This window comes from Myxacorys almedinensis A, from assembly GCF_010091945.1.
Lineage (GTDB): Bacteria > Cyanobacteriota > Cyanobacteriia > Leptolyngbyales > Leptolyngbyaceae > Myxacorys > Myxacorys almedinensis.
Genome location: NZ_WVIE01000001.1, coordinates 267,834 through 282,563 on the forward strand (window position 1 = coordinate 267,834; position 14,730 = coordinate 282,563).

Below are 14,730 nucleotides of genomic sequence, written 5' to 3' on the forward strand. Positions count from 1 at the left end.
TAGATAAATTTAGTTATGACTTTCTACTTACGAGTCCGGCTTGGATTGGTATCACTTTAAGAGTTGATCTATTGCTAAAAATTTCTATGATTGTGAGGCAATTCTCTAAAGCTTGGCAGAACCAATTGCCACAACGTTGTATTTGTTTTTTCTGCGTCACTATTTTTTCATTTGCATTTTTAATCAGTTTTCCCATCGCTTTAGCGGCGCAAGTAACGCCAGACACTAGCGCCAGTGAGCAACCCGCCTGGATCGTGGCGATCGCAGTGTTGATAGGCGCGATCGCACTGCACTGGGGCTTGGGGCGAGTGCGATCGCGGCTTCTACGGGTTATCCACCTCCGCACTGTCGCCGAACATGCATCTGAAACCAGCGTAGAAGAATCGTTAGAACTGCTGCTCAAACTGCTGTTGAGCATTAGCCGAGTGGCACTGTGGATCGGCGTTGCCTTATATATCACCAATCTGTTTGCCATAACTCGTCAATGGAGTGACCAAATTGCAAGTACACTCCTCACAAGCTTCACGGTGCCGGTTTTGTCGTTGGGTGCTCGCTCGTATTCCATCACAAATTTGCTGATTTTGGCGGGTCTGGTGTTTGGTTGGTTTGTTTTTGCGAACGTGATCACACAGCTATTGCGGACTCGGATCTTGAGTTTGGCGCGGATTAATCGGGGGTTGCGCGAAGCGATCGCAGTCGTGCTGAGATACAGTTTGATCACGATCGGGGTACTGGTGCTGCTTCAACTGTGGGGGCTTGACATCAGTTCTCTGGCAATTTTGGCAAGTGCGCTCAGCGTGGGAATTGGCTTTGGGTTGCAAGATATTGCTAAGAACTTTGGCAGCGGGTTGGTACTGGTGTTTGAGCGACCCATTCAAGTCGGCGATTTTGTGGAGGTTGGAGAATTTCAGGGTACGGTAGAGCGCATCGGAGCGCGGAGTACCGAAATTCGCACGCTCGATCATGTCTCGATTATTGTGCCAAACTCTCGATTTTTAGAGAAAGAAGTGATCAACTGGAGCCACGGCAATTCTATCTCTCGCATTCATTTACCCGTCGGAGTGGCGTATCGGTCTGACCCCAAAGCGGTTGAAGCGGCGCTGTTAGAAGCGGCTCAGAGCCATGCTGATGTGCTGCGCTCTCCTGCGCCTCGGGTCTTATTTAAAGGATTTGGAGAGAGCGCCCTCGATTTTGAACTGCTGGTTTGGATGAACGCCCCAAGTCGCCAATTTCTGTTAAAAAGTGATTTAAACTATCGCATTTTCGAGGTGCTGCATCAGCGAAATATCGAGATTCCGTTTCCGCAACGAGATTTGCATTTGCGGTCTGGAACCCTCGACGTTTCGCCGGAACTAGAGTCAACGTTTGCGCGGCTTTCGGATCAATAACCAGATTAATCGCTAACAACCAGATTAATTGCCAAAAGGTGCTTTCGCGATCGCACGCCAAACCCCCGCCAAACCAAGGTAGAGTCAACCCTATAATTGCCTCAGTTTTCGGTCTGGTTCAGCACGAGCCAGAGCGGCTAAGGCGTGCTGATAGTGAGACTCAACCTCAGCGCGATCGCACTCTTCAGACATTGCCTCGCGGCTGCTGCGCCTGATCATTTCTGCATGGTGACGCAGCGCCGCTTGATGCTTTGGCTGTTCGGCATAGGTCGCAATCAGCGCGATCGCATCAAGGAGCCGTAGCGTCACCATAGAGTCAGATTTGCCATACTGACGAATAGAATTGAAGGCACAATGAACCATTTCCTCAAACTTGACCGGCTCTGCAAGCACTCGCAGATTGTGGTCATCATCGTAGCGGCAACTTGGGGGTATATTTCGTTGAGCGAGGTGACACAAGCCTGCACTCAGCCGATCGACGCAGCGAATCGCAGTGAAGGGGTCGTTAATGCCAGGCGAAAGAGCACGAAGCGCAATTTCAACTAACTGTTCGACTGGGAAGAGAACGTCTTGTTGCTCACTGCGTTCTTTACCAAAGACAAACGCTTTGTTGATTTGCTCGGTCAGGGCTTGATCGACGCGATCGCTAGGGTAGACGCTCGCCAAAGCGCTGCCCTGAATCAGATACTGCCCAGGGCGCGTCTCAAGGCGTAGCAGCAGATCAAATTGGCGAGCAGTTTTCATCAGTTGTTCATCGTCGATCACTTGCAGATAGCCTTTCTCAGTTGAGTAAATTGGGGTCGATTTTGCTCCAAATTGCTGAGGAATTTCTGATACTTGACGCGGCGACGGTTGCCCAATTTTTTCTGGAAACAGCCGATCGATCGCGTGGTCTAGATCGCTGCCAACATTCGCGATCACTTGTGATACTTGGATAATAGTTGAAGCGTGATGAATAAAATAAATTAAAACACCAACACCAACGATTGCTAGCACAACGCCAACGGTAATTGAAACTTGCGGAATAAAGAAGTCGTAATCTTCGCCACGAATGGTTCTTAGAACAAGCAAGCAGTAAATAAACGTGCCGATGAACGTCCCTAAAACAAGCTGATTGCCCAAGTCTTGCATGAAGTTTTTCAGCAGGCGAGGTCCAAAACTTGAAGAGGCAAGCTGAAGCGCCACAATCGTGATCGAAAATGCCGTACCCGCTACCGACACCATTGAGCCTGCGATCGCAGACAGCATTGATCGCGCTCCGTCTGTGCCGCCAGAATATAGCCACCCCATCTGTTTCAGGTCTGTCTCATAGGCGCGATCCACCGTCAGCATAGCAACTGCTAATGCGATCGCACCCCCCACCATAAGCGATGGCAAAAACCAATAGCTCGATCGCAGAGAATCCCAAAATTTGCTCAATTTGACGTTTTTCATGCCTCTTCCCCAGGCTGATGGCTATTGTGCCGATGATTGGAACGCGCCAGTTTTTGTAGCGCACTGCCGATGGTGCGGGAATCGGGAACGCGATCGCGCCCCGCTGCCCATCCTTCTCGTTGGCGGGTGCGATCGCCATCGGTCTCTTCAGTCTGGTCATGAAACAAAATTTGTTGAGTTGGAAAGGGTAAATCAATTCCGTTCTCGGCACACGCCTTTTTAATCGCAATAATCACCTGATCGCGGGAGTAAAGATCATCGATCCGGCGGGGCGGCGCAATCCACCACCGCACCCGAATATTGACCGTACTTGCCGCAAGCTCTAGTGCCAGCACATCGGGAGCCGGATCAGCCAACACCTCGTCTAGGCGTTGCACTGCCTCTAGCAGAACCCGCTTTGCAGTTTCAATGTCATCTCCATACCCAATCCCCACGTCATACTCCATGCGACGACGATCAAAGGCAGTGTTGACCGTTACAGAATTGGTGAAAAGTTCAGAATTGGGAATGACAATACGACGGTTATCATACGTTCTAATGGTAGTGGCGCGAGTTTCAATATTTTCAACATTTCCCTCAAAATTTTTAAATACAATCTGATCTCCAATTCGGAATGGTTCTGTTAATAGAATTAGGATGCCTGCAAGAAAATTTTGTAAAATATCACGAAACGCAAACCCAATCGCAACTCCACTGATTCCTAAAAGCTGGACTAAATCGCTAGCTCTAAGCGATGGAATCACAATCGTCAGCGCAATAAACAACCCAATCAGAATAATTATGCCTTGAGCCAATCTTCCTAAAACCATGCCCAGATTGCGGGCACGACGGCGATTCTGAGTAGCCCGGCGCACAACTTGCTTAAGCGCCCCAGCCAGGAAAAAGAAAACAGCGAAGACAATCAGCGCAACTAAAATATTGGGTAATAAGGCAAAAAAACCATTGATCATCTCCTGGATTGTTTTCCAAGCGTTAGATAGTTCTATGTTCATTTTGTCTATGTAGAAGTAGACCGAATCAGATCATAAGTAAGGAAGCCAAAACAGAAATCTACCTCTGGTCATCAATGCGAAATCACTGATTCTGGGAAAGTGCTTCTAGAACCGTGACACTAACTAGCGGAGTGACATTAAACCCCTGATTTAGCAGGCGACGTTGAATCGCTTGAGTCAAGGCGCTGTGAATGTCTGACGTTGAGGCAGTGACGCCTTCTTGCCGTTGAGCGTACACTTCAACCAGCAGCATGTTTTGCTCTTCACGATTAGGACGGGTAAACCGAACGTTTGCCTCAATCAATTGCGCCAACTGCGTTTCCTCGATCGCAGATAGAACTTCGGTTCTAGCTCGCTGAGCACGGCTTGAGCGCTGTAAGCTTGGCGAATCGGACAGTTGCCACGTGAGAAGCAGACCGAGGGAGGCTAGGGCGATTCCCGCACCGATGGGAAACACTCGTTTTTTGCCCCGTGCATACTGGCTCCTCTGAGGAGATAGCCCGTAGACTCGAAAGATCAATGCCGCCGATAGCTGAATCCCAGCGAGTTGCAGCAACAGCAGAAAGACTCCATCGTGCGCCATGTCCCATCGTCCCATAGCGATCGCCATGCCCACAATACCCGCTGGTGGCGAGAGAGAAGCGGCTAACAGCATTCCAGCAGCGGCTCCTGACACCAAACTGCTACGCTCGGACTGAGCTAAATTCAGCGCTCCGGCGGCTCCGGCAGTCAAGGGTAGCAACACTGCCACGATCGAGACTTGGCTAGTGTCGGTCATCAAACTTGTGGCAATGCTCTGTTGAAAAATCATCGTTAGCAGAAACGCGATCGCAATGGTCACTCCCAACGCTGAAAAGTAGCGCACTAGGCTCTGCTTGAGGAGTTGCAGATCTCCCCGCGCCACTGCGATCGCGCTGTTCATCGCCGGGCCTGCAAACGGCGCGATCAGCATCGCGGCTACCAGCAAATAGCTCGTATTGGTAAATAAACCAATCCAAACAATGATCCCGGCAGCAACGGCATAGCCAATAAAGCTCTTCCATGACCCAACACTTTGCAACCCGGACAGAAAAATCTCAACTGGGCTGCGCGCCTGCACATTGGTTACCTGCTGTGAAACTTCAGACTCAGGTGGGCGCAGCGTTATCACACCAGTTGGAAATAAGGTGATCTGAACCTGGGATAGGTCATGCAGTTTAGTGAGTAAACCTTCGACCTGGCGATTGGGAACATGGACGATGACCAAATCGCTGTGATTGTCAGGATCGTGCACCTCGGTCTGCACCAGATTTACTCCATTGCAAGCCTTTGCCATTTGCAGAACAGTTGCGCCTTGTCCTTTTGGCACTTGAATCATCAGTTGACGCATTCTTACTCCTATAGTTTTTTAGTGCAGATTGTTTAGTACAGATGAATTATGTCTTGAAGGCAAACTCGAACGTGTGGCATTGAAAACGGCTGTGTTGTTTTGTTGAGACCCCAGAAAATTATCAAGTGCAGAGCCTTTTCGGGAATCCTGTAAAGGTCGTATTGTTTCCCAACACGCTGGTTTATGAAGTGTACCGTTTCCCAAATTCTGCTGCGATCGCTGCTGCTAACGCTCTGGTTTGCCCGACCTAGCAACGCACAATTGATTACCCCCGCACCCGATGGCACCGGTACGATCGCGTCTCCTCAAGGCAACAGAATTGATATCACTGGAGGACAGCTTTCCTCAGACGGAAACAATCTCTTTCACAGCTTTACGCAACTTGGCTTAGACCCCCATCAAATCGCCAATTTTCTGTCTCATCCGTCCATTCAAAATATTTTGGGGCGGGTTACAGGGGGGGAAGTCTCTACGATTGATGGAGTGCTGCAAGTCACCGGAGGAAACTCAAACCTGTTTTTGATGAATCCGGCGGGCATCGTCTTTGGCTCTGGTGCTCAGCTAAATGTTCCTGCATCGTTTACGGCGGTGACAGCTAATGAGATTAGATTTAGCAATGGGAAAACCTTTAGTTCTAACACTAGTTTTAGCAACGGAAACAACTATTCAGAACTCAACGGGAATCCCAACCTGTTTAGCTTCACATCTGTACAGCCTGGAGCCATCGTTAACGCCGCAGATTTAGCCGTTTCTTCAGGGCAAACCCTGGCGTTGCTGGGTGGCACGGTTCTGAGTTCTGGGCACCTCTCTGCACCCGATGGGCAGATTGTCGTGGCTGCTGTGCCAGGGCAGAGTACCGTCCGGTTGAGCCAGATCGGCAGCCCCTTGAGTTTAGAATTCACACCGATCGGTGCAGAGCCAGCCTCCGGAGATCCCCTGTCTGAAGCTATGTCTCTCCCACAACTTTTAACCGGCGGAACCCTTGCCAGCGCCACAGGCACCCAGGTGAACGCAGACGGAACCGTAACCCTGATTGGATCGGGCAGCGCGATCGCATCCGGAGATCTGGTCGCCAAAGCGGTGCGATCGCGCCATGCCCTGCTATCTGCAACTCGCGATCTAACCTTGGTTGAAAGCCAACTTTATACCACTGGCAATCTAGAGTTGCTTGCCGATCGATCGGTGGTGGTTCGCGATAGTGTAGCTCATCCATTTGTGGCGCGCTCAGGAGGGGATCTGACGATTCGCGGCGATCAAGGCATCGATATTTTGGCACTCAACCACCTGGAGCAAACCCCGTTTGAGAGCGGCGGTCGCTTGAGTTTGGTGAGCGATGGGGTTGTCTCTGGAGATGCCCATTTTAGGAGCGGGAACGGATTTTCGATCCGCGATCGCAGCAACAACCCAGGAACATTTCTCAGCTACTATGATCCGATCGTGATCGCAGATGGGGATGTAATTCTGGGTAACTATGAAGGCACATCCCTCAAAATCGAAGCCAGTGGCAAAATTGAAATCGGCGATGTGAACATTACAGGAGCCGATACGAGCCTTTGCCCAGAGTGCTCTGATCCAGATGCTGACTTTCTCTCTACTAATCTGGCGTTGATCCTCCGGGCTGGATCTGATTACACGGCGATCGCTCCAGAAACCTACCAAAGTTTTGGCAGCCCCACCCCCGAACCTGAGGTTTTTCCGCCAACGTCGAGCACCATTAAGGTTGGTCATATTTCAGGGAGCGCCCCCAATCTCCATGTGATTTTGCAAGGGCAAGCGGGCGTCACCACCAAAAATATTACAACCCAGGGCGGAAATGTTGTTGCTCAGAGCACCCAAGGCAATGTCACTGCTTCGGTGATTGATACTCAGAGTCCTGCTGAAGGCGGCGCGATCGCCATCACAGCTAAGGCGATCCAAATCGGAGAACTTGCTTATGGTTCGGCAGGTTCACAAACCAATAGCGGCAACTTAACGCTAACGGCATCGGGAGAAATTGCGCTCAGCAGTAGCTTTTTGACTGCCCCTAGCGGCTTACCCACCCTGACCGCGCGGGGAGCAGAAACTATCCTCAACGGTGGTGCCGTTACCATCGAAGGAGGAATTTCTACCTCTGGTGGTTTGCTTGATATTGTTGCCACCGGCGCGCTGAACGTTAATGGATCGCTAGACACAAGCGGAGCCGCCGTCACCCTTCGAGGCGATCAAGTCACGGTATCTGGCTCGGTTGATACTTCTAGCGGTTCTCTGAAGGTTGAAAGTGCAGGGCTGTTAACGCTGATGGGAACGTTTAGAACACAATCTGGGGATCTCTGGTTAAAGGGAAACACGATTGATACTGCATCAGCACTGCTCAGTACGGAAGGAGAAGTGAGCGGCGGGGCGATCAAGCTGGAAGGCTTAGGCGATATTGCAACTGGAATACTGAGCTTTGGAATTACTGATGTGTTTACCAGATCGTTGGGAGCCAAAGGTCAAGCGTTAGAAATCAACACCTCTGGAATAGTAAATATTAATGGCTCCATTAACAACAATGGTGCTGATATTAGAATTGGTAATGCTAGCGCCAACAATCAAACTATTCCAAATCGCGTTATTCTAAACGCAAATGAGATCAACACAGAAGGCGGAAATTTTTACGTCAGAAGTATTGGAGATTTAAAAGTATCCAACGCGATCGCAACCCAGGGAGGAACGATCGATCTCCAAGCCAATACAATTAGCAGCAACGATTTAAATTCTAGCTCTGTCAATCGCGGCTTTGGCAATGCTGGCGGAGCCATCACGCTCACATCTGTTGGAGATCTGTATAGCGATCGCATCACGACTTCTACCGATAATCGCTCTTTCTCTGGAGGTGCGATCTCACTCACGAGCCAAACCGGAGCGATCGCGGCTGGCGATCTGATCGCCTTTGGTGGCTCTGGGGGAGACATTTCGGTGAAAGCGATCACCAGCATCACGCTTGGCAAACTTGATACGAGTGGTCGGTTTGCCAACGCAGGCAACGTTTTCATCGATCCACAATACGACATCGAAGTTGCGTCGATCGATGCCCGTGGAGCGCGCGCGGGTGGCAACGTCTGGATTAGCACAGAGCGCTTTTTTCGAGCCACAGAGACGCTCAATACCGGAGCAAGCATCGCCACAGACGGATCATTCAGCAGCGGCTCAATTGAGATTCGGCATGGCGGCGGCGCTTTAGGCATTCCTTTTACTGTGAGTGAGCCGCACCCTGTTAACGGAACCGCAGGCTATCTGAGTGCCGGAACTGATAATCAGATTCTGCAAGGGTCGTTTTCCAACTCCTACATTCAAGGTATGCCCCCAAATGATATTCGGTTGATCACAACCCCCGCCCCGCCACAACCGTTGCCTCCCGTTCCACCCGTCCCCGCTCCAATCCCCACTCAGCCGTTGTTACCGAATATTTCCAACAGCAATAACAATGATCCAAAAATCGCTCTCAAACCTGTTGAAACTCGTTCTTACTTCAACGAGACCAATGTAAACGTAGAAAACATTGATATTAATTTTACCAATGAGTTTCGAGATTACTTAGGAGTTGGTGAGGATACTGCTAATGTAACGGTTGAGCAAGCACAAGCGATCGCAGCAACGATTGAACAAGAAACTGGAACGAGACCCGCTTTTATATATGTCAATTTCGTACCTAGCATCGCTAAGTTAGAGCAACAATCATTAGATCAACAATCGGCATCATTGCGGCAGCCATCTCAACAAGAGGATGTCTTAGAATTAATTTTGATCACTGCAAAAGGCAATCCAGTTCGCAAAGTTGTTTACAATGCAACGCGAGAATCGATGTTAACAGAAACGCGAGCCTTTTTAGCAGGCGTGACCGATCGAACCAGTGATGAATACTTTAAACCCGCACAAGCACTTTATAAATCGCTGATCAGCCCCCTTGAAGCCGATCTGAAGGCAAATCAGATCAATACTCTGGTGTTTTTGATGGAGAGCAAACTGCGATCGCTGCCGCTTGCCGCATTGCACGACGGGCAGCGCTTCTTAATCGAAACTTATAGTGTTGGGCTGATGCCAAGCCTTAGCCTCACCGACACCCGCTACACCAATATCAAAAACAGCAAACTCCTAGCGATGGGCGCATCAACGTTTGAAGATTTGAATGCACTGCCTGCGGTTCCGGTAGAGCTATCGCTTATTACAAAAAATTGGCAGGGAAGTCGATCGCTGCTCAACGAGACGTTTACCGTGGATAACTTTATCGCTCAACGCCGCCAACAGCCTTACGGAATTCTTCATCTTGCAACCCACAGCGAATTTAAACCCGGCGCGCCAGAGAACTCTTATATCCAATTTTGGAATCGCCCGCTAAAACTCAATCAAATCCGAGAGCTAGAACTGAATAACCCTCCCGTTGAACTGCTTGTCCTCAGTGCTTGTAAAACCGCGATCGGGGATGAACAAGCAGAATTAGGATTCGCTGGATTGGCGGCGCAATCGGGAGTCAAAACTGCCCTTGCCAGCCTGTGGTATGTCAGCGATGAAGGAACCTTGGCGCTGATGAGTGAGTTTTATGATCGGCTCAGCGATCGCACCGTCAAAATTAAAGCCGAAGCGCTCCGCCAATCCCAGATTGCCATGGCAACAAGCAAGATAGCGATCGTGGAGGGTCAACTTGTGAAAAATCGCCTGCACCCATCACCCCTGTCAGAGCAATCCCCAATGCAAGCTATCTCACCTGACTTGGCATTGCCAGAAAGTGACTTGTCTCACCCCTATTATTGGGCAGCCTTCACGCTAGTCGGAAATCCTTGGTAGGAGAGTTGATCCGAAAATGTTACGGCGGAGTCGGTGAGCCATCTCGGCAGATACGGTTGACCACCCTTGCTTTCTACTCAGTGCCAACCCTTATGATGTGACAGAAGTTGGGGTGACCGAGGGTGAAACGACAGAGGTTGAATCGCTAGCCGTTTGGATGCGATCGCCAGTGCTGACATCAAACCAATGAATCGACTCAGGCGGAAATGCTAGCCGAACGGTGCTATCGATCGCTAAGCGATGTTCGATGCCGACAATGGCGCGAACCGTAATCGGCTCCCCTTGACCTTGAATTCTGACACTCACAAGATTATGCATTCCCAAGTTTTCGATCAGGAAAACCTGACCATCTAGAGCAGGCTCATGATCAGACTGTGCCAAATGCACATGCTCTGGGCGAATCCCCAGCGTGATTTCCGTGGGCATATTAGCGCCCCTAGGCAGCGGAATCGGGTGATTGCCTACGATCGCTCGTCTTGACTCACAGGGAACCTGCAAGAAATTCATCTGCGGACTGCCAATAAATCCGGCGACAAATCGATTCGCAGGCTCCATGTAGATTCGTTCTGGGGCATCTAGCTGCTGTAGATAGCCATTGTTGAGCACCGCAACCCTCGTAGAGAGCGTCATTGCCTCAGTTTGGTCGTGGGTGACATAAACGACGGGGGTATTTTGCGTACCAAATAGCTGTTTCAACTCTGCCCGGACGTGCTCTCGCAAGAGCGCATCTAAGTTACTCAGCGGCTCATCAAGCAAGAAGACATCCGGGCGGCGCACCAGTGTTCTGGCAACGGCAACCCGTTGGCGCTGACCTCCAGAAAGCTGACCGGGCTTGCGATCCATCAGATCATGCAAGCCTAAGAAATCAGTCACATCCTGAATTCGGGTTTGAATTTCACCACTGGGTGTTTTGCGGAGTTTTAGCCCAGAGGCGATGTTCTCTCGCACCGTCATGTGAGGGTAGAGGGCGTAGCTCTGAAACACCATGGCAATGTTGCGATCGCCAGGACTCAATCGACTCACATCTTTACCGTTAATCAAGACCTGCCCGCTCGTGGGTTGTTCGAGTCCGGCAATCAATCGCAAGATAGTCGATTTACCACACCCAGAAGGCCCTAACAGCGTCAAAAACTCCCCGGAACCCACGCTAAGACTAACATTTTTAACAGGAACGACTTTAGCGTTAAATTGCTTACGGAGATCGACGAGTTCAAGTTTCTTATCCATGATGCTAACGAGTGAAACAATAAATCGGGAAATTACATCGGGAAATTACATCGGGAAATCGGCAAATAAATAGCGAACCTATCTAGCCTTTAACGGCTCCTGAAGTCAGACCTTGCACGATCCGGCGTTGGAAAAACAACACCAGCAACACAAGGGGGATGGTGCCTAGCACTGTAGCTGCTGCGATCGGTCCGAAGGGAATCTCGAATGGGGAAGCGCCACCAAGCTGTGCCCCTGCGACTGGAACCGTTTTCAGGTCTTCGCGAGTAATGAAGGTGAGGGCAAAAATAAACTCATTCCAGGCAGAAATGAAAGTAAGAATTCCGGTCGTAGCTAACGCTGGAATCGTCATCGGCAAGACAATATCGAGCAACATGCGAGGAGTGCTATATCCATCAACTCTAGCCGCATCCTCTAAATCTTTTGGAAGTTGCTGAAAGAAACTCCGCATGACTAAAATTGTCAACGGTAAGTTGATTGCTGTATAAGGAATAATCAGCGACAAATAGTTATTGCCCAGGTTAAAGTAACGCACAATATCGAGCAATCCTAGAAACAATAGGATGGGCGGAAATAGCGTCACAATTAGAACAGCAGCCAGCATGATGCGTTCCCCTTGAAGTTTGAGCCGAGCCAAGGCATAGGCAGCAGGCGCACCAATCCCCAAGGCTAGCACCGTTGAGGCAAGCGAAACCAAAAAACTATTAAAAATGTAGTTGAAAAATGGGCGTCGCTCAAACAGCTTTTGGTATTGATCTAAGGTGAGTTGATCGGGTCTGGGAAAATAGACATTGGGAATTTCTGCGATCGCAGCATCGGTTTTAAACGAGGTCAGCAGTTGCCACAAAATGGGTGCCAAACAAAACAGAACGGTCAGAACCACCGCCACCGGCAACACAATGCGCCGAACGCCGTGCTGATGAGCGCTCCTCGGTTGAGATTCTGGAACGGTTGTTGTCATAATTACACGGCTCCTGAAGCACGTTTTCTAGACCGATTGAGAAAAAAGGTTGCGATCGCAACTACTAACACCAGCAATAGAAACGTCACGACCACCAACGCCGCGCCATAGCCAAAATCGAGGTATCGCATCACGGTTGAGTAAATGTAGAGCGAGACGGTTTCGGTGCCGCCGCCCGGTCCGCCCCCGGTCATCACAGAGATCAGATCGAAGATGCCAAAGGCTTGAGCCAGACGAAACAGCAGCGCAATCACAATTTGCGGCAGCAGCAGCGGCAGCGTTACCTGGCGAAAACTTTGCCAAGGGCTTGCCCCATCAATGGCTTGCGCCTCATACAAGTCACCGGGAATCGATTGCAGACCCGCCAGCAGCAAAATGCTGATAAACGGCGTCGTTTTCCAGACATCGGCAATGATCACCGAGATCATCGCCAAGGTTGGATCACCCAGCCAATTGATGCCGGTGCTAATCAGCCCTAGCCGCAGCAAAAGGTCATTGACAACGCCATACTGGTCGTTAAAAATCCATGTCCAGGCGAGGGCAATCAGTGCCGTTGGCAGTGCCCAGGGCAAAATCGCGATCGTTCGCACAATCCCCCGCCCCTTAAACGATTGATTGAGCACAAGCGCAATTCCCATCCCCAGCACCAACTCTAGGGAAACGGTCGCCACTGTAAAAATCGTCGTGTTCCACAAGGTATTCCAAAACCGCCCATCTTGCGCCATGCGGATGTAGTTACCTAGCCCGTTAAACGCTGGGGTGAGTTGGTTGCCCAAGTTGATGGTAAAAAAACTCTGCCAAAACGCTCGCAAAATTGGGTAGGCAAACACCAACGCTAAAACAAGCAATGCTGGAATCGTTAGAAACCAACCTGTGCGCCGTTCTTGGGCGCGAACATAATCAACCATTGGTTTAGGCTCCCAGTAAAGAACGAGTTTCACGAGCCGCGGCTTGCAGTGCCTCTTCCGAGGAAGTGCGCCCCGAAATGGCAGCACTCAGGTAGCGTTGCAGAATATCGGAGGCTTGAGCATATTGAGCAATTTGAGGGCGCAACGCCGGAGTCTGGAGCACTTCTAGCACGAGCGGGAAGTACTCATATTTTTTCAACAAATCGGGATCATTGTAGAGCGATCGCAAGCTGGGCAAATATCCGCCCGTCAGCGACGTTTGTTTTTGCACATAGGCACTGGTGAAAAATTGAATCGCTTTCCAGGCTTCTTCAGGGTGCTGAGTGGTAGACGCAATTCCCCAACCCCAACCGCCCAAGCAGCCTGCGCTAGTTTGATTTGGGGCATGCACCATAGGTTTGATGCTAACGTTTCCGCGCACCGGCGACTCTGCTTGGTTTAGCAATTCCCAGGCATAGGGCCAGTTTCGCATAAACACCGTATTGCCACTTTGAAATAGGCGACGGGCTTCTTCTTCTTGGTAAGTGCTTACCCCGGCGGGCGAAATGCCCTGCTGGATGGTGCTGAGCAAAAAGTTGAGCGCATTGATTGCCTCTGGGCGATCTAACCCGACTTCGTTGGTTTCAGGATTAACCCAAAAGCCACCATAGCCCTGAAGCACTTCGGTAAACATAGCAGCCGTGCCCTCATATTGCCGCCCTTGCCAAACGTAGCCCCACTGCACAGCGTCGTTGGCTTGTTGCACGGTTTTTGCCGCTTGGAGCAAATTGGCAAAGGTTTCGGGCGGCTGTAGCCCAGCTTGCTGGAGGAGATCCGTGCGGTAGTAGAGCATGCCAACATCGGTGCGCCAGGGCAATCGATACAGTTTGCCTTGATAGCGGCTAGCTTCAATGTCTCCTGGCAAAAAGGTGGCGAGTTCTGCTTGGGAAACCTGATCGTCTAGGGGGCGCAACCAGCCTGCTGCCGCAAACTTTGCGAGCCAAACGACATCCATATTAACCAGATCGTAAGGAGAACTGCCCAGCAAAAACGAAGACGTGTTTAAGTCTTCAACGAGGTTGGTGGCATTGGGAGCCTCGATCATGTTGAGCCGGATGTTTGGATTGTTGCGCTCAAATTCTGCGATCAGCGGGCGCAGCGTTGGCACCTCTGGTGCATTCATCAAAAACGACAGGACAACGGGCTGAGATCGCGCTGGTAAAACAATCAGCAGTGCGGTTAAGGCGAAGGCTGCAATTAAACTTAGGACACGAACTAAAAGCGAGGTTCGCCAATATTTAAGAAGTTTAAATGAATAGTCTTGAACAATTTCCATGGGGGTTTGATCGTCAAGCGATCGCAAGTTGCAGGACAAAACAAATGCAAATTGCAGAAACGCGAATTTTCAAGCGATCGCGCTCTTCTACATCAGATAGAAACCGTGCTAATCATAATACCTAATGAGGAATTTTATCGGAAATCAGCCGTTTGTAAGCTCTCCGCTTTTGAAAGGGAGGGTTAATACTTTTCAACCTAAACGGTTTGATCCCTGACCCTCATCTTCTTTAAGAGGGATTAAATGAGAACAAATATTAAGTTAAATAAAGAAGTTTAAGGGTCTATCAAGGCTGAAATGAGAAACTAGGAGCCGATGGGTGGAGAGTGGATG

Annotated in this window: 9 protein-coding genes; 2 read left to right on the top strand and 7 right to left on the bottom strand. The window is 50.1% G+C overall.

From position 1 onward, the window contains the following. The first annotated feature begins 125 nt into the window (after positions 1 to 125). Entirely contained in the window at positions 126 to 1,388 is a 1,263-nt protein-coding gene (locus tag GS601_RS01210) for a mechanosensitive ion channel family protein (protein WP_202924769.1), read from the top strand. Positions 1,389 to 1,478: 90 nt separating this feature from the next. Here the strand turns inward: GS601_RS01210 and GS601_RS01215 are convergent, their stop codons facing one another. From GS601_RS01215 to GS601_RS01225, 3 genes are all read right to left on the bottom strand, one after another. Beyond that, on the bottom strand, positions 1,479 to 2,822 hold the full coding sequence (locus tag GS601_RS01215; protein ID WP_162421332.1) for a DUF2254 domain-containing protein: 1,344 nt from the start codon (positions 2,820 to 2,822) through the stop codon (positions 1,479 to 1,481). After that, complete coding sequence (locus GS601_RS01220; RefSeq protein ID WP_162421335.1) at positions 2,819 to 3,814, bottom strand: mechanosensitive ion channel family protein; 996 nt, start codon at positions 3,812 to 3,814, stop codon at positions 2,819 to 2,821. The genes GS601_RS01215 and GS601_RS01220 overlap by 4 nt, the downstream gene beginning before the upstream one ends. An 82-nt stretch (positions 3,815 to 3,896) precedes the next feature. Further along, positions 3,897 to 5,183 (bottom strand): DUF389 domain-containing protein, encoded by a 1,287-nt coding sequence (locus GS601_RS01225; RefSeq protein WP_162421337.1) that lies wholly within the window; start codon positions 5,181 to 5,183, stop codon positions 3,897 to 3,899. A 183-nt stretch (positions 5,184 to 5,366) separates the two neighbouring features. Here GS601_RS01225 and GS601_RS01230 point away from each other — a divergent pair, with 183 nt between their 5' ends. Continuing rightward, positions 5,367 to 9,986: a CHAT domain-containing protein gene (locus tag GS601_RS01230; RefSeq protein WP_162421340.1), complete on the top strand. Its 4,620-nt coding sequence runs from the start codon at positions 5,367 to 5,369 to the stop codon at positions 9,984 to 9,986. Between the two features lie 90 nt (positions 9,987 to 10,076). On the opposite strand, the gene GS601_RS01235 is transcribed toward GS601_RS01230, so the two are convergent. From GS601_RS01235 to GS601_RS01250, 4 genes are all read right to left on the bottom strand, one after another. Next, positions 10,077 to 11,213, bottom strand: a complete 1,137-nt coding sequence (locus GS601_RS01235; RefSeq protein WP_162421342.1) for an ABC transporter ATP-binding protein — start codon at positions 11,211 to 11,213, stop codon at positions 10,077 to 10,079. An 82-nt stretch (positions 11,214 to 11,295) separates the two neighbouring features. Further along, positions 11,296 to 12,174, bottom strand: a complete 879-nt coding sequence (locus tag GS601_RS01240) for a carbohydrate ABC transporter permease (RefSeq protein WP_162421344.1) — start codon at positions 12,172 to 12,174, stop codon at positions 11,296 to 11,298. A 2-nt stretch (positions 12,175 to 12,176) separates the two neighbouring features. Continuing rightward, positions 12,177 to 13,082 carry a carbohydrate ABC transporter permease gene (locus GS601_RS01245; protein WP_162421346.1) on the bottom strand — a complete coding sequence of 302 codons (906 nt, stop codon included), beginning with the start codon at positions 13,080 to 13,082 and terminating at the stop codon, positions 12,177 to 12,179. Positions 13,083 to 13,086: 4 nt separating this feature from the next. Further along, positions 13,087 to 14,397: an ABC transporter substrate-binding protein gene (locus GS601_RS01250; RefSeq protein ID WP_162421348.1), complete on the bottom strand. Its 1,311-nt coding sequence runs from the start codon at positions 14,395 to 14,397 to the stop codon at positions 13,087 to 13,089. Between the last annotated feature and the right edge of the window lie 333 nt (positions 14,398 to 14,730).